The 20,449-nt window shown below is 68.5% G+C and carries 18 protein-coding genes; 12 read left to right on the top strand and 6 right to left on the bottom strand.

All coding sequences use genetic code 11. From position 1 onward, the window contains the following. Positions 1 to 60: 60 nt before the first annotated feature. Complete coding sequence (locus ON33_RS29230; protein WP_040862337.1) at positions 61 to 1,743, bottom strand: MFS transporter; 1,683 nt, start codon at positions 1,741 to 1,743, stop codon at positions 61 to 63. A 114-nt stretch (positions 1,744 to 1,857) separates the two neighbouring features. On the opposite strand from ON33_RS29230, the gene ON33_RS29225 reads away from it, so the two are divergent. The 3 genes from ON33_RS29225 (at position 1,858) to ON33_RS29215 (ending at position 4,290) form a co-directional block, all read left to right on the top strand. Next, positions 1,858 to 2,367: a MarR family winged helix-turn-helix transcriptional regulator gene (locus ON33_RS29225; RefSeq protein ID WP_051153021.1), complete on the top strand. Its 510-nt coding sequence runs from the start codon at positions 1,858 to 1,860 to the stop codon at positions 2,365 to 2,367. A gap of 72 nt (positions 2,368 to 2,439) precedes the next feature. Next, positions 2,440 to 3,312 carry a haloalkane dehalogenase gene (locus ON33_RS29220; RefSeq protein ID WP_040862336.1) on the top strand — a complete coding sequence of 291 codons (873 nt, stop codon included), beginning with the start codon at positions 2,440 to 2,442 and terminating at the stop codon, positions 3,310 to 3,312. A gap of 108 nt (positions 3,313 to 3,420) precedes the next feature. Next, positions 3,421 to 4,290, top strand: coding sequence for an RNA polymerase sigma factor (locus ON33_RS29215; protein WP_051153019.1), 870 nt, complete (start codon positions 3,421 to 3,423; stop codon positions 4,288 to 4,290). Here ON33_RS29215 and ON33_RS29210 read toward each other — a convergent pair. Then, entirely contained in the window at positions 4,279 to 4,758 is a 480-nt protein-coding gene (locus ON33_RS29210) for a winged helix-turn-helix transcriptional regulator (RefSeq protein WP_051153017.1), read from the bottom strand. The genes ON33_RS29215 and ON33_RS29210 overlap by 12 nt on opposite strands. A 115-nt stretch (positions 4,759 to 4,873) precedes the next feature. Between ON33_RS29210 and ON33_RS29205 the strand changes: the two genes are divergently transcribed. Further along, positions 4,874 to 5,359, top strand: a complete 486-nt coding sequence (locus tag ON33_RS29205; protein ID WP_040862335.1) for an SRPBCC family protein — start codon at positions 4,874 to 4,876, stop codon at positions 5,357 to 5,359. A gap of 38 nt (positions 5,360 to 5,397) precedes the next feature. Here the strand turns inward: ON33_RS29205 and ON33_RS29200 are convergent, their stop codons facing one another. Beyond that, positions 5,398 to 6,291, bottom strand: a complete 894-nt coding sequence (locus ON33_RS29200) for an LLM class flavin-dependent oxidoreductase (RefSeq protein ID WP_040862334.1) — start codon at positions 6,289 to 6,291, stop codon at positions 5,398 to 5,400. A gap of 161 nt (positions 6,292 to 6,452) precedes the next feature. On the opposite strand from ON33_RS29200, the gene ON33_RS29195 reads away from it, so the two are divergent. The 7 genes from ON33_RS29195 (at position 6,453) to ON33_RS29165 (ending at position 14,381) form a co-directional block, all read left to right on the top strand. Further along, complete coding sequence (locus ON33_RS29195) at positions 6,453 to 7,520, top strand: DUF1707 SHOCT-like domain-containing protein (RefSeq protein WP_157184779.1); 1,068 nt, start codon at positions 6,453 to 6,455, stop codon at positions 7,518 to 7,520. A gap of 8 nt (positions 7,521 to 7,528) precedes the next feature. After that, complete coding sequence (locus ON33_RS29190; RefSeq protein ID WP_040862333.1) at positions 7,529 to 8,299, top strand: DUF1707 SHOCT-like domain-containing protein; 771 nt, start codon at positions 7,529 to 7,531, stop codon at positions 8,297 to 8,299. A 314-nt stretch (positions 8,300 to 8,613) separates the two neighbouring features. Then, a complete protein-coding gene (gene dnaK / locus ON33_RS29185) occupies positions 8,614 to 10,452 on the top strand; it encodes a molecular chaperone DnaK (protein WP_040862332.1) in 1,839 nt (612 codons plus the stop codon). Positions 10,453 to 10,472: 20 nt separating this feature from the next. Continuing rightward, positions 10,473 to 11,057, top strand: coding sequence for a nucleotide exchange factor GrpE (grpE, locus tag ON33_RS29180; protein WP_083869378.1), 585 nt, complete (start codon positions 10,473 to 10,475; stop codon positions 11,055 to 11,057). A gap of 54 nt (positions 11,058 to 11,111) precedes the next feature. Beyond that, on the top strand, positions 11,112 to 12,287 hold the full coding sequence (gene dnaJ, locus ON33_RS29175; protein ID WP_040862331.1) for a molecular chaperone DnaJ: 1,176 nt from the start codon (positions 11,112 to 11,114) through the stop codon (positions 12,285 to 12,287). Further along, positions 12,287 to 12,682 carry a heat shock protein transcriptional repressor HspR gene (locus tag ON33_RS29170; RefSeq protein WP_040862330.1) on the top strand — a complete coding sequence of 132 codons (396 nt, stop codon included), beginning with the start codon at positions 12,287 to 12,289 and terminating at the stop codon, positions 12,680 to 12,682. Before dnaJ ends, ON33_RS29170 begins: the two co-directional genes overlap by 1 nt. A gap of 529 nt (positions 12,683 to 13,211) precedes the next feature. Continuing rightward, positions 13,212 to 14,381 carry a globin domain-containing protein gene (locus ON33_RS29165; protein ID WP_040862329.1) on the top strand — a complete coding sequence of 390 codons (1,170 nt, stop codon included), beginning with the start codon at positions 13,212 to 13,214 and terminating at the stop codon, positions 14,379 to 14,381. 156 nt (positions 14,382 to 14,537) lie between these two features. Here ON33_RS29165 and ON33_RS29160 read toward each other — a convergent pair whose 3' ends face one another. The 3 genes from ON33_RS29160 to ON33_RS29150 form a co-directional block, all read right to left on the bottom strand. Beyond that, a complete protein-coding gene (locus ON33_RS29160) occupies positions 14,538 to 15,323 on the bottom strand; it encodes an FAD-binding oxidoreductase (protein WP_051153010.1) in 786 nt (261 codons plus the stop codon). Positions 15,324 to 15,354: 31 nt separating this feature from the next. Then, entirely contained in the window at positions 15,355 to 16,515 is a 1,161-nt protein-coding gene (locus ON33_RS29155) for an FAD-binding oxidoreductase (RefSeq protein WP_040862328.1), read from the bottom strand. A gap of 133 nt (positions 16,516 to 16,648) precedes the next feature. Continuing rightward, complete coding sequence (locus ON33_RS29150) at positions 16,649 to 17,626, bottom strand: NADP-dependent oxidoreductase (RefSeq protein WP_051153008.1); 978 nt, start codon at positions 17,624 to 17,626, stop codon at positions 16,649 to 16,651. Between the two features lie 189 nt (positions 17,627 to 17,815). Between ON33_RS29150 and clpB the strand changes: the two genes are divergently transcribed. Further along, positions 17,816 to 20,371 carry an ATP-dependent chaperone ClpB gene (clpB, locus tag ON33_RS29145; RefSeq protein WP_040862326.1) on the top strand — a complete coding sequence of 852 codons (2,556 nt, stop codon included), beginning with the start codon at positions 17,816 to 17,818 and terminating at the stop codon, positions 20,369 to 20,371. Positions 20,372 to 20,449 lie beyond the last annotated feature (78 nt).

Genomic DNA, 20,449 nt, shown 5'->3' with positions numbered 1-20,449 from the left:
CGGAGATTTCACCGGACCCGCGGTCGTTTCGTCCGGATCCCGCGAGTGGGGATCCGCGGTTCAGACGACGACGAGTTCCGCTTCGTCCACCAGCTCGTGCTGCTCGAGCCGGGTATCGCGGGGCAGCGCCAGGAATCCGGCGCAGACCAGCGCCATCAGCCCGATGCCCCACCACAGCGTGTACTCGAAGGTGTGCGCGAAGTTGACCGCGTTGGCCTCCGCCCCGGCCCGCGCCAGGGTCTGCCCGATGGCCGGATCGGCCGTGCCCGCCTGGCAGCTGGCGGGCACCACCGACGGATCGACCTCCGCGGACCGATCCCGCACGCAGGCCCGGAAGCCGGCCAGGATCTGGTCCTGCGCGGGTCCCGGGACCCCGGCCGTCGCCAGTTCGGTGCGGGTCTGCGCCGCAACCGAATCCACGCCGCGCGCCGAATCGTGATCCAGCTGCGCGAAGAACAGGATGCCGACCAGGGCCACGCCCAGCGCCATCCCCAGCTGCTGGCCGGTGTTCAGCAGCCCGGACGCCGCACCGGCCTCGCGGTCGCGAACCTGTCCGAGCACCATGTCGAGGGTCGGGGCGACCACGATTCCGAAGCCGACACCGGTGACGAGCAGCGGGAGCACCATCTCCCACGAGGCGAAGCCGGCTCCGTAGTGCGTGGCCATCGCGCCGTACAGCGCGAACCCGCCCGCGGTGACCAGTCCGCCGGCCAGCAGCACCCATTTGCCGAAGCGCGGGGCGAGCACGCTCACCGAGACCCCGGCCCCGATGCCCGCGCCGACCGCGAAGAACACCGAGGTGAGCCCGGCCCGCATGGGCGACCAGCCGAGGCCGGCCTGCATGAACAGCGTCCAGATCAGGAAGAAGCCGCCGAACCCGATCCAGAACAGCAGCCAGCTGGCCAGGCCCACGGTGAACGGCCGCGACCGGAACAGGGCCAGGTCGATGAGCGGCGATCCGGCGGTCCGGGCGCGCCGGCGCTCGTATCCGACGAAGGCCGCGAAGGTGACCGCCGCCGCGCCGATCATGACGAAAGTCCAGGCGGGCCAATCCAATCGGCGGCCCTCGGTGAGCGGGTAGACCAGCAGCAGCACCGCGGAGATGGCGAGCACCATGCCGACGATGTCCAGGCGCGGTGCGTGCGGGGATCGCGAATCCCGCATCACCATGGTCGCGGCGACCAGCGCGATCACCCCGACCGGCACGTTCACCAGGAAGATGGGCCGCCAGCTCAGATCGAACAGATTCCACTGGACCAGCAGCCCGCCCAGTGAGAGCCCGACCGTGGACGCGGAGCCGCCGACGCCGCTGTAGACGGCGACGGCTTTGGCGCGCTCGTCCTTGGGGAAGGCGACGCGGATGATGGCGAGGATCTGCGGCACCATGAGTCCGGCCATGGCGCCCTGGACGAACCGGGAGCCGATGAGCAGCGCGGGTGAGGCGGCCAGGCCGCAGGCCAGCGAGGCCGCGGTGAATCCGGCCATGCCGAGCAGGAACAGGCGTTTGCGGCCGTAGATGTCGCCGAGCCGGCCGCCGGTGATCAGCACGGCCGCGAAGGACAGCACGTAGGCGGCGATGATCCATTCGATCTGCGAGTAGGCCGCGTCCAGGTCCTTCTGGATGCTCGGCACGGCCACATTGACGATGGTGACGTCGAGCAGGTCCATGAATCCGGCGGCCAGCACGACGGCGAAGGCGATCCAGCGGCGTGGATCGAGGGTGGGTGAGTTGTCGGTATCCACGGCGAGCTCTCTTCGGGATTGCGGGGTATGGGATCGACTCTCCAAACTATGCACCTGAAGTGATTATCAATCAATAGGGCAATCATGTTTGGTGCGTTATGGTAATTTGGGCAGGTGAGCGATGTCGATCCCCGGTACCCGGTGCTGTACGAGAGCCCCGCATTCCTGTTGGGCCAGTTGGGGTCCCATTCCGCCTACCGCTTCACCGAGCTGCTCGCCCCGCTCGGGGTCAAGCCCGCGCATCACGGCACCCTGCGGATTCTCGAGGCCAACGACGGCCAGTCGCAGCAGCAGCTCTGCGAGGCGCTCGGCATCCACCGCAATGTGATGGTCGGACTCGTCGACGACCTGGAGAAGCGCGGTCTGGTGGAACGCCGCCGGCATCCGGCCGACCGGCGCGCCCACGCCGTGCACCTGCTGCCCGCCGGGCGCGAATTGCTCGCGCGCACGGCCGAGATCGCGCGCGGGCTGGACGCCGAGATGCTGGCCGCCCTCGCGCCCGCGGACCGCGCGACCCTGATCGCGCTGCTGCAGCAGGCCGCGACCGGCAATGGGCTGACACCGGGGATCCATCCGGGCCTGACTGTCGGCCGGGGCGGCCCGGAGTGTGTTCCAGATCACTGAACTGTCCGGTCACAGCGGCCCGCGGCGCGTGTCCAACCAGGTGTAGGCAACTCACCCGGAAGGACACCGACGATGGCCACCATCGACGTTCTGGACTCGTTCATCAACTACACCGACACCGGCAGCGGTGCGGTGCCCGTCGTGTTCCTGCACGGCAACCCCACCTCCTCCTACCTGTGGCGCAATGTGATCCCGCACGTCAGCGGTGAGACCCGCACGCTCGCACCGGATCTCATCGGCATGGGCGCCTCCGGCAAGCCGGAGGGCGACTATCGCTTCGCCGACCACGCCCGCTACCTGGACGCCTGGTTCGAGGCCCTCGGCCTGGACCGGGTCGTGATCGTCGGCCATGACTGGGGCGGTGCGCTCGGAATGGACTGGGCCGCACGCCATCCCGGGCGGGTGCGCGGGATCGCCGTGGTGGAGACCTTCCTGCGGCCGCTGCGGTGGTCGGAGATGCCGCCGCAGGGCGCGGAACTGTTCCGCCGCTTCCGTTCGCCCGAGGGCGAGGAGATGGTGCTGCAGAACAATATGTTCATCGAATTCAACCTGCCCGCCGCGACCCGGAATCTGAGCCCCGAGGCCCTGGACGCCTACCGCGCGCCCTACCCGACCCCGGAGTCCCGCAAGCCGATGCTGGTGTGGCCGCGCGAATTCCCGCTGGACGGCGAGCCCGCCGACGTGGTCGCCCGTATCGAGAACTATGACCGCTGGATGGCCGAGAGTCCGGAGGTGCCGAAGCTGATCATGCACGTCGAGGACGGTGTCGGCCTCGGCGCGCCCGCGGTGATGGACTGGGCGATGGCGACCTTCGCCGCCGCCGAGCTCGCGAATATCGGACCGGCCGGGCATCACTGCCCCGAGGACCAGCCCGATGCCATCGGGCAGGCGGTCGCGCAGTGGATTCGGCGCCACTCGCTCCTCACCGCGCCGGCCGTCGCCTGAGCCACGGTTCACGCAGCCGTCCGGTTCGACCGGTTAGCCTGGTTCCGCCGTGGCAGGGCTGATCGCGGGACGCGGGTCCTCGCGTCCCGCGATCCCTATGCTGGCGGCATGGACACCGGATCAGCGGGGGATATCGATACCGGATCGGACATCGACGAGCGCGCGCTGGTAGCGCGGGCCCTCGGCGGCGATCGCGCCGCCGTCTCGGATGTCGTTCGGCTGCTGCAGGATCCGATCTACCGGCTGGCGCTGCGCATGGTGTGGCGGCCCGCCGATGCCGAGGACGCCACCCAGGAGATCCTGCTGCGGGTCGTCGGCCATCTCGCCACCTGGCGCGGCGAGGCCCGGCTCACCACCTGGGCATATCGCATCGGCGTCAACTATCTGCTGAATCTCGAGCGGCAGACGCCGCAGGAGGCCCAGCAGCTCAGCCTCGATCAGTTCAGTGAGGGCTTGAAAGACGGTCTGGCCGAGGCGGATTACCGCGGGCCGGAGTCCACGCTGCTCACCCGCGAGGTGCGGCTCAGCTGCAGCCAGGCCATGCTGCAGTGCCTGAGTCGCGACGAACGCGTCGCCTACGTGCTCTCCGACGTCTTCGAGGTGAGTTCGGAGGAGGCCGCCTGGATCGTCGGCGCGAGCCCCGCCGCGTATCGGAAGCGGGTGGAGCGGGCCAAGAAGCGGCTCGGGAACTTTCTGCGGTCCACCTGCGGGCTGGCCGACCCTCAGGCTTTCTGCCGCTGCTCGCGGCGGGTGGAGAAGGCCGTCGAGCTGGGCCGGGTGGATCCGCGCCGCCCCGCCTTCGCCGCCCATCCGATCACGCCGGGCGGGCGCGGTGTGGAGGAGGCGGAGCGGCAGATGGTGCGCCTGCACGACGCGGCGGCCGTCCTCGGGGCGCACCCGGATTACGCCGCGCCGCAGGCCAAGATGGAGGCCATCGCCGGGCTGCTGCGGTCGGGCCGGTTCCCGCTATTGGACTGACGGCGTCCCGTACTTGAGCTCGTAGGCCCACGGCGCGAGCTCGGCCGTCACCTCCGCCAGGTCGGGGGTCGCGTCGCAGTCCGAACACTCCAGGCGCACAGCCACTTTCCCGTCGCATCCGGTGTGCCGGTAGGTGACCGGGGGGCCGTCCGGCGCCGCCCAGCGGTCGCCCCAGTCGGTGAGCGCGAGGATGACCGGTTTCAGATCGAGTCCCTTTGCGGTGAGCAGATATTCGGGGTGGCCGCTGCCCGCGCCCGGGCGTTGCTCGAAGATTCCGGCCTCGACGAATTCGGTGAGCCGTTTGGTGAGAATGTTCGGCGCGATGCCGAGTGAGCGCTGGAACTCGGTGAACCGGGTCATGCCGGCGAACATGGCGTTGCGCACGATGAGCAGACTCCAGCGTTCGCCCACGATCTCCAGCGTGCGCGCGGCCGAGCACACCTCCCCGTCGTACATGCGTCCCAACATGTATCCAGGTTGGCTCATGCGCTTGTGTGATGCAAGCAACGGCACTATCGTGATGCAAGTAAGTTCTCGCGAGACAGTCCACCCCACCCCTGCAATTCCGACAAAGGGACCTGCCATGACTGATCAGAACTTCACTACCAGCGTCACCGTCGACCGCACCCCCGCCGAGGTCTTCGCCGCCGTCCTCGATGCCCGCGGCTGGTGGGGGAAGGGCATTACCGGCGACACCGAGCGTCAGGGCGACAATTTCGTCTTCGAGGTTCCCGGCGTCCACCGCAGCGATATCGAGCTGACCGAGGTGGTGCCGAACCGCCGCGTGGTCTGGCTGGTCAAGGACAACTGGCTGTCCTTCGTCCAGGACAAGACCGAATGGGTGAATACCGAAATCCATTTCGACATCACCGAAACCGACGGCGGCACCGAACTCCGCTTCACCCACGTCGGCCTCGTGCCCGACTACGAGTGCTACGACGCCTGCTCGCCCGCCTGGACCTTCTACATCACCGAGAGCCTGCGCGACCTGGTCACCACCGGTGTCGGTCAGCCCGGTGAACTACCCGCCGAGATCGAGGCGCGCGAGGCCGCAAAAGCCGCTTCCTGACCTCGGGGGAGTCCGGGAACGGCGCTCCGATCGCGGGTTCAGCCGTCGCCCAGCAGCTTTCGCGCGAGCGGCACCACCTGGCGCGCGAAACGCTGCACCTGGTCGACGTCGAAACCGGGCGGCCAGTAGATGAAGGTGTCGAACCCGTCCTCACGTGCCAGGCGGACGATGATGTCCGCCCACTCCTCGGGTGAGCCGTGAATCGGGTCGGAGCCGCGCGGTTCCGGGTGCAGGGGACGGTCGCTCACCACGCCCGGCAGCGCCGCCAGCCGGGTGATGGTGCGCGGATCCCGCCCCATCGAGCGGGCCACCGCGTCGATGCGGGCATTGGCGCCGGCCCACTGCTCCCACGGCAGCCAATTCGGCAGCGGCGCAACCCATCCGTCGGCCGCCGAGCCGATCAGGCCCAGTGCGTGCGGTCCCATCGCCCCCAGCCAGATCCCGATATCGTGCGCGGGCGCGGGTCCGCCCTCGATGCCCTGCACCGTGTACTCGGTGCCCACCACCGACACCAGCTGCCCGGGCCGCCATTCCGCCCGGATGATGGCGATGCCCTCGGCCAGGGCCATGAGCGCCGACCGGCCCTTGCGGGCGGGCCCGCCCATGGCCACCACGCCGCTCTCGAAAGCGCCCGCGCCCAAACCCAATTCGAAGCGGCCGCCGCTGAGCAGGTCGAAGGTGGCGGCCTGTTTGGCGATCATGGCGGGCGTGCGCAGCGGCAGGTTGGCCACGCCCGGGTAGAGGCTGACCCGGCCGGTGGCCGCCAGGCAGGCCCCGATGACCGCGAAGGTGTCGCCGAATTGCGCGTTGTAGGGATGGTCCTGGATGGCCACCAGATCCAGCCCGTCGGCGTCGGCGGCCACGGCCATGTCGATGACGTCCGGCAGCGCGGCCGCGACGGGCGGGATCGAAATGCCGAATCTTGCCTGCATCGAACCTCCTCACCAGCGGAAATCGACGCTCCAAATCTTCGTGGCCGACCGCGCACGAGCCCGGCATTTCGGACGTCGGCGCGCATGCCGGGCGTGTCCCGCCCCGTTCAGCGGCCGTCGGAAACTGCGCGGTACGGCCCGGATCCGTCTACGATCCCCGCGTGAGCTCGAAATCGTCCGGATCGGCCGGGGATTCGCCCGCCGGGCGCATGCGGGCGCGGGACATCGACCGCGTCAACGCGCGGACGCTGCTCGACGCCGCCTTCGCGGAGGGCGAACTCGGGGTCGACGAGTATCACCAGCGCTCCGAGCAGGCGCAGAACGCCCAGACCCTCGGCCAGTTACAGGGCCTCATCGGCGATCTCCAGCGCAGCACCAAGACCGCCGATCTCACCGCCGCCGGCCGGCGCTCGCGGCGGCCGTCCGCCGGCGGCTATCCGCCGCGCACCCGGGCCCGCGACGGCGACCGGCAGGCCGCCTGCGTCCTGCTCGACGCCGCCCTCGCGGACGGGCAGCTGAGCAGCGCCGACCATCGCACCCTCACCGAACTCGCCGGTGAGGCACGGACTCTGGGCGAACTCGCCCAGCTCACCGACGATCTGCAGCGCTCCGGCGACGCCCCGCCCGATCCGGCCCCGCCGAAGCCGCGGCGCGAGAACTGGTTCGCCGCGGGCATCGCGGCCCTGAGCATCGCGGTGGCGGTGGGCACCTTCGTGGCGGTGGACCGTCCGCCCTCCCATCCCGCCGGGCCGCCGTCGGTGGACCTCGGGATCATCGAGCCGCTGGTGCTGCCCCGGCCGAAACTCACCGCGGCCGAAGGCATCGGCTACTTCCGGGACGCCTACCGGGCCAAGTTCGGCGACACCATCGTCGACGAGGTCGACCTGTACCCCGACTACGCGGTGGTCACCCGCGGCACCCAGGCCAACCGCAAGGTCCGCTACACCTATCGCGGCGGTTTCGACGCGGGCGACCAACCGCAGACCCGGCCGCCGCAGACACCGACGGCGGATCTGGCCGCGCTGAACGCGCAGGCCATCGCGGCCCTGACGGCCCAGGCTCCGGCCCTCACCAAGGTGGATCAGGGCGCGGTGACCTACCTCGATATCGAGGGGTCGGGCACCGGGCCGCTCGTCCGGATCTATGTGGGCAACAAGGCCAATGAGAACGGCTACCTCGAGGCGACCCTCGACGGCCGGATCGTGCGGACCGTGGCGTTCGGGGGATAGGCGAGACCATGGCTGATGCACGCTTCCAGGGATTGCGGGCCCGTGACACCGATCGCGTGGATGCCTGCACCCTGCTCGACACCGCCCGTGACGGCGGTGAGCTCACCGCCTCCGAACACGCCGACCGCACGGCAAAGGCCATGGCGGCCAAGACCTTCGGAGAACTGGACGCGGTCCTGGACGATCTGCAGATCCCGGCCAATCTGGTGAATTCGCCTGTGGTGCGGGCGAATCGGCGCGGCCCGTCCACGCGCATGCGCGTCGCCGCCGCGATCGTCGTCGCCGCGGCGCTGCTGGGAGCCTTCGCTGGATGCGTCTCCCGCACGACCGCCTCCGCGCCCGCGATCCCCGACCCGACCACCGGGCCGGGGATGGCGAGCTTCGTCGCGGCCTACCAGGATCACTTCGGCGACACCAGAGCCGATCAGGTTCTCCTCTATCCCACCTACGTGATCATCGAGCGGCGCAAGGATCCGTCGGCGCCGCGGGACGCGCACATCCGCTACGACGGCGACTTCCACGCGTACGACGACATCGCCCGGTCGCCGGGTGTGGACATCTTCGACATGTCGGTGCTGGATCTGAAGAAGATCGCGGCCCTGCTCGCCGGGGCCCCGCAGTCGGCGGGCGTGCCCAACGGCCGGATCAGCCATGTCGAGATCGCGCGCGGCGCCGACGGCAATCCGGTGGTGACCGTCTATGTCGACGACGGTTCCCAGCACGGCTATTTCCAGGTCACCGCCACCGGCGAGCCGATTGCGATCTATCCGCCCAGCTGATCCGGTCACGATCCGGAGCCATCGGTGGTTGCCAACCGGCCGGTGTGGACACAATGGGCTCGGGTCGCGCCACGGGCATCGGGTCGCGCTCGCCCGCGAAGAAATTTTCTGTGGCGCGGGGAATAGATGACGTGCGGCCCCCGTTGGGACAGGTCAGCAAGGTTGAGTGAATCGGACTCAAGTTCAGCTTGCGCATCGCCGCCGGCGGGTGCAAGATTGAGCCGACCACGCTCAGTGTTACTGGGATGCAGTGCGCCGGAGTCGTCAGGAAGGGATTCCGGGGCGCTCAGGTACGTCAAATAGGAGGAATCACCATGGCTCGTGCGGTCGGTATCGACCTCGGGACCACGAACTCTGTCATCGCCGTTCTCGAAGGCGGCGAACCGGTCGTCGTGGCCAACTCGGAAGGATCGCGCACCACGCCGTCCGTCGTCGCTTTCGCCAAGAATGGCGAGGTGCTCGTCGGCCAGCCCGCCAAGAACCAGGCCGTCACCAACGTCGACCGCACCATCAAGTCCGTCAAGCGCCATATGGGCGAGGACTGGTCGGTCGAGATCGACGGCAAGAAGTACACCCCGCAGGAGATCTCCGCGCGTACGCTCATGAAGCTGAAGCGCGACGCCGAGGCCTACCTCGGTGAGGAGATCACCGACGCGGTCATCACCGTCCCCGCCTACTTCGAGGACGCCCAGCGCCAGGCCACCAAGGAGGCCGGTCAGATCGCGGGCCTGAACGTCCTGCGCATCGTCAACGAGCCGACCGCGGCCGCGCTGGCCTACGGCCTCGACAAGGGCGACAAGGAACAGACCATCCTGGTCTTCGACCTCGGTGGCGGCACCTTCGACGTCTCGCTGCTGGAGATCGGTGAGGGCGTCGTCGAGGTCCGCGCCACCTCCGGTGACAACCACCTCGGTGGCGACGACTGGGACGAGCGCATCGTCGGCTGGCTGGTCGACAAGTTCAAGGGCACCTCGGGCATCGACCTGACCAAGGACAAGATGGCCATGCAGCGTCTGCGCGAGGCTGCCGAGAAGGCCAAGATCGAGCTGTCGTCCTCGCAGTCGACCTCGATCAACCTGCCCTACATCACGGTCGACGCGGACAAGAACCCGCTGTTCCTCGACGAGCAGCTGACCCGCGCCGAGTTCCAGAAGATCACCTCGGATCTGCTGGACCGCACCCGCAAGCCGTTCCAGTCGGTCATCAAGGACGCCGGCATCTCGGTCGGCGACATCGATCACGTTGTGCTCGTTGGTGGTTCGACCCGTATGCCCGCCGTGTCCGACCTGGTCAAGGAACTGACCGGCGGCAAGGAGCCCAACAAGGGCGTGAACCCGGACGAGGTCGTCGCCGTCGGCGCCGCCCTGCAGGCCGGTGTGCTCAAGGGTGAGGTCAAGGACGTCCTGCTGCTCGATGTCACCCCGCTGTCGCTGGGTATCGAGACCAAGGGCGGCGTGATGACCAAGCTCATCGAGCGCAACACCACGATCCCGACCAAGCGGTCCGAGACCTTCACCACGGCGGACGACAACCAGCCGTCCGTGCAGATCCAGGTCTTCCAGGGTGAGCGCGAGATCGCCTCGCACAACAAGCTGCTCGGCTCCTTCGAGCTGACCGGCATCCCGCCGGCCCCGCGCGGCGTGCCGCAGATCGAGGTCACCTTCGACATCGACGCCAACGGCATCGTCCACGTCACCGCCAAGGACAAGGGCACCGGCAAGGAGAACACGATCAAGATCCAGGACGGCTCCGGCCTGTCCAAGGAGGAGATCGACCGCATGGTGAAGGACGCCGAGGCGCACGCTGCCGAGGACAAGGCGCGTCGCGAGGAGGCGGAGACCCGCAACCAGGCCGAGTCGCTGGTGCACCAGACCGAGAAGTTCATCAAGGACAACGAGGACAAGGTCCCGGCGGACGTCAAGGAGAAGGTCGAGGCGGCCATCGCGGAGGCGAACGAGGCGCTGAAGGGCACCGACATCGCCACCATCAAGACCGCGGTGGAGAAGCTCGCCACCGAGTCGCAGGCGCTGGGCCAGGCCATCTACGAGGCTTCGGCCGCGGACCAGGCCGCTCAGGGCAACGGCGCCGGCGCCCCGCAGTCCGATGACACCGTCGTAGACGCCGAGGTCGTCGAGGAGCCGGAGAAGAAGTGACGAACCAGAACCCGGACAACATGGTCGATCCGGCCACGGGTGAGGTCTTCGAGGCCGCGGTGGATACCGCCGCGGCCCTCGGGGCCGAGGGGACTCCCGAGGTCAGCGAGGACGCCCTCGCCGACGTGATCTCGGCCGAACTGGCCGAGCGCACCGCCGATCTCCAGCGGCTCACCGCGGAGTACGCCAACTACCGCCGCCGGGTCGAGCGTGACCGCAAGGCCGCCATCGATACCGCCAAGGCCGCGGTCGTGGGCGAACTGCTCCCGGTGCTGGACGATCTGGACCGCGCTCGCGCACACGGCGACCTCGACAACGGGCCGCTCAAGTCGGTCGCGGACAAGCTGGTCACCGCCCTGCAGAAGCAGGGCCTCGAGGAATTCGGTTCGGAGGGTGAGCCTTTCGACCCGACCCTGCACGAGGCCGTGCAGCACGAGGGCAGTGGCGCCGACCCGGTGCTCGGCATGGTGATGCGCAAGGGCTACCGGTTCGGCGATCGCGTGCTCCGCCACGCGCTGGTCGGCGTCACCGACGGTGTGGCGGATCTGGCTGCAGGACAGCCGGATACGACGAACGCTGGCACCGATGCCGCTGGCACTGATTGACAACCCACGGACGCCCCCGGCGTCGATGACCACACCGAGAGGAGGAGATGCCCGGTGAATCGCGAGTGGCTCGAAAAGGACTTCTACAAGGATCTGGGTGTTTCCTCCAGCGCTACCCAGGACGAGATCAAGAAGGCCTACCGCAAACTGGCCCGTGACCTGCACCCGGACAAGAACCCCGGGGACAGCAAGGCCGAGGAGCGGTTCAAGGCCGTCAGCGAGGCGAATGCCGTGCTGTCGGATCCGGAGAAGCGCAAGGAGTACGACGAAGCCCGGAAGCTGTTCGCCGGCGGCGGTTTCGGCCGCGGCGGGTTCTCGCCCGGGGGCGGCTACGGCCAGCCCGGCGGCGGGTTCTCCGGCGGCGAGTTCAACCTCGGCGACATCTTCGGCGCCGGAGCCGGTGGCGCCGACGGCGGCCTGGGCGACCTGCTGGGCGGGCTGTTCAATCGGGGCGGCACCCGGACGTCGTCGCGCCCGCGGCGCGGTTCGGACGTGGAGACCGAGACGACTCTCGGCTTCCGCGAGGCCGCCCAGGGCGTGACCGTCCCGCTGCGCATGACCAGCCCGGCCGCGTGCACCACCTGCCACGGCAGTGGCGCCAAGCCGGGCACCAGCCCGCGAGTCTGCCCGCACTGCAACGGCACCGGCGTGGTCAGCCGGAACCAGGGCGCGTTCGGCTTCAGCGAGCCGTGCGAGGACTGCCGGGGCACCGGGTCGATCATCGACGACCCGTGCGTCGACTGCCGTGGCTCGGGCATCCAGAACCGGACCCGCACCATCACCGTGCGCATTCCCCCGGGCGTGCGCGACGGGCAGCGGATCCGGCTGGCCGGTCAGGGCGAGGCGGGCCTGCGCGGCGCGCCTCCGGGCGACCTGTACGTCACCGTGCACGTCAGCCAGGACAAGGTCTTCGGCCGCAATGGCGACGACCTGACCCTGGTGTTGCCGGTCTCGTACGCCGAACTGGTGCTGGGCACCACGGTTTCCGTGCCCACCCTGGACGGCCGCGTGGGCGTCAAGGTGCCGCCGGGCACCGCCGACGGCCGGACCCTGCGGGTGCGCGGGCGCGGCGTGCCCAAGCGCGACGGCAGCGCCGGTGACCTGCTCGTCACCGTGAAGGTCGCGGTGCCGCAGAAGCTGGACGACAATGCCACCGAGGCGCTGCGGCGCTACTCGGAGGCGGAGAAGACCAGCGGATTCGATCCACGTGCGGGATGGGCAGGTGCCTGATGAGTTCCGATCCGAAGAAGACCGAGGCCCAGTACTTCCTGATCTCGGTGGCCGCGGAGCTGGCGGGCATGCACGCCCAGACGCTGCGCACCTATGACCGGCTGGGTCTGGTTTCGCCGCAACGTACTTCGGGCGGCGGGCGGCGCTACTCGGACCGGGATGTGGAGTTGCTCCGCGAGGTGCAGCGCCTGTCCCAGGACGAGGGCGTGAATCTGGCCGGCATCAAACGGATCATCGAACTCACCAACCAGGTGGAGGAGCTGCAGCAGCGGGTGAGCGAGTTGACCGCCGAGGCGGAAAGGCTCCGGTCGGGGTACCGCCCCGACCTGACCCCGCCGCAGCGCAGCACCGCTCTCGTGGTGTGGCAGCCCAGAAACCGGCGTAAGCCGCAGTAGGGCAAGAGAATCGAGAAGGCGGCGTCCCCGAGGGACGCCGCCTTCTTTCGTTTCGCGCGTCCGTGTGCCGGTGTACGCCCGGTCATGATTGTTGCGGGCAATGTGCTGAGTTGTGCTCGGGGATTGGGGGATTGACGAAGTTCTTACCGTCTGTGAATGACAAACAGACCGGTGGGTTATTAATTGAAGCCAATCGTGTGGTTTGTCCGTATGCTGCAAGGTAATTCAAGGACCGGCGAAGTTGCGGCGGGATCGCTGTTTTTCTGAGTCTTGCAAAACGGATCACCCAGGTTCGCTGTCTGAAACCCCGTGTCTCGCGGCGTGTTCCGGTTTAGCAGTCTGTTTTCGGCTCAGATACCCCGCAACGTTCACGTTTCGGGGGAATAAAGGGCGCGTTATTGAAACGTCCCGTTCCGTTGCTGGCTAACCTCGCTTACACTTGCTTGGCAACGGCTGCTGTCGAGTGTCCCGCAGCACTTCACTCGCCGGTCACGCCTGCGTTCGATTGCGAAATGGGGTTGTGACACAAATGGATTCGCGCACCGTCGCATTGATAAGAACAACGTTCAAGGCGGTTGCTGCGGAAGAAGGTGGTCCCGAGAAACTCGCGCGATCGTTCTACGCCATCCTCTTCACGGAGTACCCACACGTTCGCGACTTCTTCCCCGCCGCCCTGGATGCCCAGCGCGACCGGCTGGTGAAGGCCATCGCCTACGTGGTGGACCGGCTGGAGGAACCGGACCGGTTGCTGCCCTTCCTGGCCCAGCTCGGCCGCGATCACCGCAAGTACGGGGTGGCCGCCGAACACTATGTGGCCGTGTGCAAATCGCTGAAGTCCGCGCTGGAGGCCTACGCCGGCACCGAACTGTGGACCGACGAGGTCGACCGGGCCTGGGACGAGGGCATCGGCGTCATCGCCGACACCATGGTCGGCGCGGCCGAGCAGGAGACCACCCCGCCGGTGTGGACCGGCACGGTCATCGAGCATCGCGAGGTCCTGCGCAATCTCGCCGTGGTGCGGCTGCGGCTGGACCAGCCCATGCAGTACGCGGCCGGCCAGTACATGAGCGTGCAGATTCCCTCCCGCCCGCGCATGTGGCGCTACCTGTCCCCGGCGATTCCCGCGAATGCCAACGGCGAGCTGGAATTCCACATCCGGGGCGTCACCGGCGGCTGGGTCAGCCCGGCCATGGTCGGGCACAGCCGGGTCGGCGAGCAGTGGCTGATCGGTTCGCCCCTGGGCGGTCTCGGCGTGCCCCGCAATACCCGCCGCAAGCTGCTCATGATCGGCTGCGGCACCGGCATCGCCCCGCTGCGCGCCCAGCTCATGGCCATGGCCGCGCGGCGCTCCAACCCCAAGGTGGATCTGTTCGTCGGCGGCCACTACCCGTGTGATCTCTACGATCTCGAGGTGCTCAGCCAATTGGCCTGCGCCAACAGGTGGCTCACCGTGCATCCGGTCACCGAGTCCACCGAGAACCCGTGGTGGCACTTCGACGATTCCGACGGCCCGCGCGAATTCCCGGGCCTGGAACCGCGAGTCGTCGGTCAGATCGGCAAGATCGTGGCGAGCCACGGCTCCTGGGACGACCGCGACGTCCAGATCGTCGGCGCCCCGTCCATGGTGCAGACCACCAAGTTCCGCCTCATGGCCGGGGGAACGCCCACCCAGAACATCCGCCACGACCCGCTCTTCTGACCCGCCTCTCTGTTCCGCCTCTCCGCGCCTTCAGCGGAAGGCTGAGTGCCGTCGCCGGTTTCGTACCCGTGCCGGCGGTTGGGTGGCGAGCCGATTCCGGGCGTACCCGAGGAGTCACCCCGACCCTTGCGAAATCCGTCGCCGCGCTGTGATTTATCAAAAGCCTTCGTAGCGAATGGATTCGGCTGGTGCGCCGATGGCGACCAACTGGTCGATGGTGTTGCGGACCATCGCGGCGCCGCCGCAGACCAGGATCTGATGGTGGTCGAGCGGGCCGAAGCGTTCGGGAATGTCGGCGATGGTGCCCGGCATCATCTCCTCCGGGCGGAAGCCGATGTCGACGCGGCACTGCTCGTACCAGGGGTCGACGAGATCCGGGTCGTATTCGTCCTGCACCACGGGGACAACCGTGAGCCAAGGCAATTCACCGGTCAGCAGGTAGAGCATGTCGGAGGCGTAGAGGTCGCGCGGGTAGCGCCCGCCCACGAACAGATGGGTGCGGGGCGGCTGCTCCCGGCGTGACAGATCCAGCAGCAGCGCGCGCATCGGCGCGAGCCCGACGCCGTCGGCGATCATGACCACCTCGGTGGCCTCCGGTTCCACCGTCAGCCAGCCCGCCGGCGCGCTGATCCGCCATTCGTCGCCCGGATGCGAGTCGGCGACGATGGAGCCGCTGCACCAGCCGCCCGGCACCGTGCGCACATGGAACTCCAGCTTGCCGTCCAGCGAGGGCGGCAGCGCGGGATAGAGGCGGCGCACCATGTTCGGGTGCTGGGGGGTACGCACCTCCACCGACTGGCCCGCCGCGAACGGCACGAACTCGCCGATCAGCCGCACCACCGTGGTGTCCTCGCGCAACCGGTGGGCACCCACCACCGTGGCGTTCCACTCCGTCTGCGCGCCGAGCGCGAGCTCTCCGGTCTCGTCCGGGCCGAGCGTCACCGATAACTCCTGATCGTCGAAAGGCCGTGCACTACACCGGATCCGAGCTTATCGCCGACATCGGCGTGCCCACCGCCTGCAGGGCCCGCCGGGTGTCGGCGATCATCCGGGCCGATCCGGCGATCTGGATCTGGCGGTCGGCCCAGGCGCCGAAGCTGGCGACCACCGCGCCCAGATTGCCGATCAGCCGCCGGTGCATGCCGAACGGCGTCTCCGCCGGCGGATACGGATGCCACCACGGATTGGTCTCGTTCTCGCACACCGGGATGACCGTGAGCCACGGATTGGATTGTGAGAGCTGCCACATGTTCTCCACGTCGTAGAGATCACACGGGTAGCGTCCGCCCAGGAACAGGTGCACGCGCGGATTGATGCCGCGCCGGCCCATCTCGATGAGCTGTGCCCGCAGCGGCGCGATGCCGGTGCCGGACCCGATCATGAGCACGTCCTTGCGGCTGCTGAGGTCCACATGCAGCCCGCCCAGCGGCGCCGCGATCATCCACCGGTCGCCCACCTGGGTCTCGTTCACGATGGCCGGGCTCACCCAGCCGGTGCGCACCTTCCGCACGTGGAACTCGATCTCGCCGTACGGGTTGGTGGGGATGGCCGGGGACAGGTAGCGCCACATCTTGGGCCGCTGCGGAATGGCCACCGGCACGTACTGCCCGGCCTGATAGGGGATCGGGGTGTCGGTCTGCAGGCGGACGATGGCCAGATCGTCCACCACCCGCCGGTGCCCGACCACCGTCGCCTCCCAATACGGTTGCGACTTATCCGAATTGGCGCCGATGGCCATCGACGCCGAGATCAGGATGGTGATGTCGCGCCAGCCCGCCTCCAGCTGCCGGCTCCAGTTGGCGGCGCCGTTGTAGCTGCGGAAGGCGTGGAGCAGGGCGCGCCCGGCGATGTCGTAGTGCGCCGCCTCCACCCCGTACTTGCGGTGGTCGCGCGCGAGTTGCTCCAGGAAGCGTTGCGCGCGATCCCAGTCCTCCAGATTGTCGAGCACGAACGAGATGGCCGTGACCAACCGTTTGGGCTGCATATCCATGGCGGAGGGGAAGAGTTCCCGCAGGGCGGGAATCTCTGCGAAAAGATGACCGTAGAACGCGCTGATCAGCCGTTCCGGCCCGTGCGGGGCCTCGACGACTGTCCGAAAGTTTGCGCGGACCAGCGCTGCCGAACGCGCATCCACGACGTCGAGCTTTCCTTCCTGTGCTGCTACCCCGGAACGCCTGCTGCCAGGCGGCCCTCCGCGTCAAGTATCCCTTAAAACGCGGAGGTCGCACGGATATAGCCGAGGCAGATCGATTCACGTAACTCCGGGTTCAGATCACCAGTACGGTTTTGCCGCGCGCGCCGGGGGCGCCGATCACGTCGGCGGCCTCCGCCAGCGGCGGCGTATTGCGGATCGGGACCACCAGATCACCATCGGCGACCAGCCGCAGCAGGTCGCGCAATTCGGCTGCGCCGCCGCGGGATTCGAGGTTGCCGCCGGTGATGCCGCGCGCGGCCCGGTCGGCGTCGGCGGCCGAGCCGATGGTCGACCAGGCCGAGCCGCCCGGCTTCACCAGGCTCGCGTTGTCGGCGAACACCGACGGCGGGCTGACCAGATCGAACACCACATCGATCCCGCCCGGATCGGTGATCCGCACCGAATCCGCGACCGACAGCGCCGAGACCTCGGCGTGGGTGGGGGAGTCGGTCACGGTCATCCGGCCGTAGTTCACCACCTCGGTCGCGCCCAGCCGGATCATGCGATCGGTGTCGTCGGGGCGGGCGGTGGCGATGACATGCGCCCCGGCCAGCGCGGCCAGCTGCACCAGATACGAGCCGACCCCGCCCGACGCGCCCACGACCAGCACCTGCTGCCCGCGGGTGACCCCGGCGGCGTGCATGAGGTCGAGGGCGGTGATCCCCGCGGTCGGCAGCGCGGCCGCGCGGATCGCGGTGATCTCGTCCGACAGCCGGACCAGGGTGCCGTCGTGCGGTGCGACCAGGTATTCGGCGAAGGTCCCGTGCCCGATCGGCGGAAACAGGAACTTGCCCACGACGCGGTCGCCGATCTCGAAATCGTGCACGCCCGAACCCACCGCGGCGACGGTGCCGGCGCCGTCCACCCCGGGAATCATCGGAAAGTCGTGGGGCAGTTGCCCGTCCAGGAAGCCGTCGATGATGAGCTGGTCGATCGGGTTCACCCCCGCGGCCTCCAGTTGGATCTGCACCTGGCCGGGGCCGGCCTCGGGCGTGGGCATCTCGGCGATTTCGGGCCTGCCACCGAATTCACGGACGACGATCGCGCGCACGGGTGCTCCATTCATTCGGAAACCGGGATGGATGAGCTGCTGTGATGCGTCAACGAATGGGGCCATCGTACGCGTAGCGTAGAGCGCGACCCGCCCGCTGGCGCCGACGTCGGAAACTAGTCAGAATTGAGCGGAACAGACTCAACTTCTACCGCGTTGTAGACAGCAACGACTAGTAGGAAGGTGACAGTGGACTCGTTCAATCCCACCACCAAGACTCAGGCGGCGCTCACCGCCGCGCAACAGGCGGCCGCCGTCGCGGGGAACCCGGAAATCCGTCCGGCGCACTTGCTGGTGGCGTTGCTGGATCAGACCGACGGCATCGCCGCACCGCTGCTCAAGGCCGTCGCCGTCGACCCGGCGACGGTCCGGCGCGAGGCCCAGGAGATCGTCGACCGGCTGCCCCGGGCCACCGGCGCTACCACCACCCCCAACCTCGGGCGTGAAGCCATCGCGGCGCTCAGCTCCGCGCAGCGGCTCGCCACCGAGCTGGGCGACGAATACGTCTCCACCGAGCATCTCGTCTACGGTCTGGCCGCCGGCGACTCCGACGTCTCGCAACTGCTGCTGAAGTACGGCGCCACCGCCGACGGGCTGCGCGAGGCCTTCACCGCGGTCCGCGGCAATGCTCGCGTCACCTCGGCCGATCCGGAGGGCTCGTACCAGGCGCTGGAGAAGTACTCCACCGACCTGACCGCCGCCGCCCGCGAGGGCAAGCTGGACCCGGTCATCGGGCGCGACACCGAGATCCGCCGCGTGGTCCAGGTGCTCAGCCGCCGCACCAAGAACAACCCGGTGCTGATCGGCGAGCCCGGCGTCGGCAAGACCGCGATCGTGGAGGGCCTCGCCCAGCGCATCGTGGCCGGCGACGTCCCGGAATCGTTGCGCGGCAAGAAACTCGTCTCGCTCGATCTGGGCGCGATGGTCGCGGGCGCGAAGTACCGCGGTGAGTTCGAGGAGCGGTTGAAGGCCGTCCTGGAGGAGATCAAATCCTCTGCGGGACAGATCATCACGTTCATCGACGAGCTGCACACCATCGTGGGCGCCGGCGCCACCGGCGAATCCGCCATGGACGCGGGCAACATGATCAAGCCCATGCTGGCCCGTGGCGAGCTGCGGCTGGTCGGCGCCACCACCCTCGACGAATACCGCCAGCACATCGAGAAGGACCCGGCCCTGGAACGCCGGTTCCAGCAGGTGCTGGTCGGCGAGCCGTCGGTGGAGGACACCGTCGGCATCCTGCGCGGACTCAAAGAACGGTACGAGAACCACCACCACGTGCGGATCACCGACTCCGCGTTGGTGGCCGCCGCGACCCTGTCCGACCGCTACATCACCTCCCGGTTCCTGCCGGACAAGGCCATCGACCTGGTCGACGAGTCCGCGTCCCGGCTGCGGATGGAAATCGATTCCCGCCCAGTGGAAATCGACGAGATCGAGCGCGTCGTGCGACGACTCGAGATCGAGGAGGTGGCCCTCGCCAAGGAGACCGACGAGGCGTCCAAGCAGCGGCTCGAGAAGCTGCGTCAGGAACTCGCCGACGACCGCGAGAAGCTCAACCAGTTGATGACCCGCTGGCAGAACGAGAAGCAGGCCATCGACGCGGTGAGCGTGCTCAAGGAAGAGCTCGAATCGCTCAAGGGCGAATCCGAGCGGGCCGAGCGCGACGGCGACTACAACAAGGCCGCCGAGCTCCGGTACGGGCGAATCCCCAAGCTGGAGAAGGAACTCGCCGAGGCCGAGTCCAAGGCGAAGACCGCCGCCGATGGCGACGTCATGCTCAAGGAGGAGGTCGGGCCGGACGATATCGCCGAGGTGGTGTCGTCGTGGACCGGTGTCCCCGTGGGCAAGATGATGGAGGGCGAGACCCAGAAGCTGCTGCGCATGGAGGACGAGCTGGGCAACCGGGTCGTCGGGCAGAAGGAAGCCGTGCAAGCGGTGTCGGATGCCGTGCGTCGCGCGCGGGCCGGGGTCGCCGACCCCAACCGGCCGACCGGCTCGTTCATGTTCGTCGGTCCGACCGGTGTCGGTAAGACCGAGCTCGCGAAGGCGTTGGCGGACTTCCTGTTCGACGACGAGCGTGCCATGGTCCGCATCGACATGAGCGAGTACAGCGAGAAGCACTCGGTGGCCCGCCTGGTCGGTGCGCCCCCCGGCTACGTCGGCTACGACCAGGGCGGCCAGCTCACCGAGGCGGTGCGGCGACGCCCGTACACGGTGGTGCTGTTCGACGAGATCGAGAAGGCCCACCCGGACGTCTTCGACATCCTGCTGCAGGTGCTCGACGAGGGCCGGCTGACCGACGGCCAGGGCCGTACGGTCGACTTCCGCAACACCATCCTCATCCTCACCTCCAATCTGGGTGCGGGCGGTGACAAGGACGCGGTCATGAACGCGGTGCGCCGCGCCTTCAAGCCGGAGTTCCTGAACCGGCTCGACGACGTGGTCATGTTCCACGCCCTCGACGAGGAACAGCTGGAACGGATCGTCGACATCCAGCTGAACCAGCTGCAGAGGCGCCTGTCCCAGCGCCGCCTGAAGTTGGACGTGTCCGACTCGGCCCGCTTCTGGCTGGCCGTGCGCGGCTACGACCCGGCGTACGGCGCGCGCCCGCTGCGCCGCCTCGTCCAGCAGGCCATCGGCGACTCGCTCGCCAAGGAGCTGCTGGCCGGGGAGGTCCAGGACGGCGACACGGTGAAGGTCAACGTCGCACCCGACGGCGACACCCTCGTCGTCGGCCGCTGACCCAGCGGATCGCGGGCCCCCGCACGAGCTTCGGCTCGGGCGGGGGCCCTGCTCGTTTCGACCCATTCGCACGCGTTA

This window comes from Nocardia niigatensis NBRC 100131 (assembly GCF_000308655.1).
In the GTDB taxonomy this organism is placed as follows: domain Bacteria; phylum Actinomycetota; class Actinomycetes; order Mycobacteriales; family Mycobacteriaceae; genus Nocardia; species Nocardia niigatensis.
The sequence above is the reverse complement of the archived record's forward strand: the minus strand, read 5'-3'. Positions and strand labels throughout refer to the sequence as shown.

Bases quoted from the DNA above. Each gene is read 5' to 3' on its own strand.
- ON33_RS29200 (WP_040862334.1), bottom strand. From the start codon at position 6,291: ATGCAGGCAAGATTCGGCATTTCGATCCCGCCCGTCGCGGCCGCGCTG.
- ON33_RS29190 (WP_040862333.1), top strand. From the start codon at position 7,529: ATGGCTGATGCACGCTTCCAGGGATTGCGGGCCCGTGACACCGATCGC.
- ON33_RS29170 (WP_040862330.1), top strand. From the start codon at position 12,287: ATGAGTTCCGATCCGAAGAAGACCGAGGCCCAGTACTTCCTGATCTCG.
- ON33_RS29210 (WP_051153017.1), bottom strand. From the start codon at position 4,758: ATGTTGGGACGCATGTACGACGGGGAGGTGTGCTCGGCCGCGCGCACG.
- dnaK (WP_040862332.1), top strand. From the start codon at position 8,614: ATGGCTCGTGCGGTCGGTATCGACCTCGGGACCACGAACTCTGTCATC.
- grpE (WP_083869378.1), top strand. From the start codon at position 10,473: ATGGTCGATCCGGCCACGGGTGAGGTCTTCGAGGCCGCGGTGGATACC.
- ON33_RS29215 (WP_051153019.1), top strand. From the start codon at position 3,421: ATGGACACCGGATCAGCGGGGGATATCGATACCGGATCGGACATCGAC.
- ON33_RS29165 (WP_040862329.1), top strand. From the start codon at position 13,212: ATGGATTCGCGCACCGTCGCATTGATAAGAACAACGTTCAAGGCGGTT.
- ON33_RS29205 (WP_040862335.1), top strand. From the start codon at position 4,874: ATGACTGATCAGAACTTCACTACCAGCGTCACCGTCGACCGCACCCCC.
- ON33_RS29220 (WP_040862336.1), top strand. From the start codon at position 2,440: ATGGCCACCATCGACGTTCTGGACTCGTTCATCAACTACACCGACACC.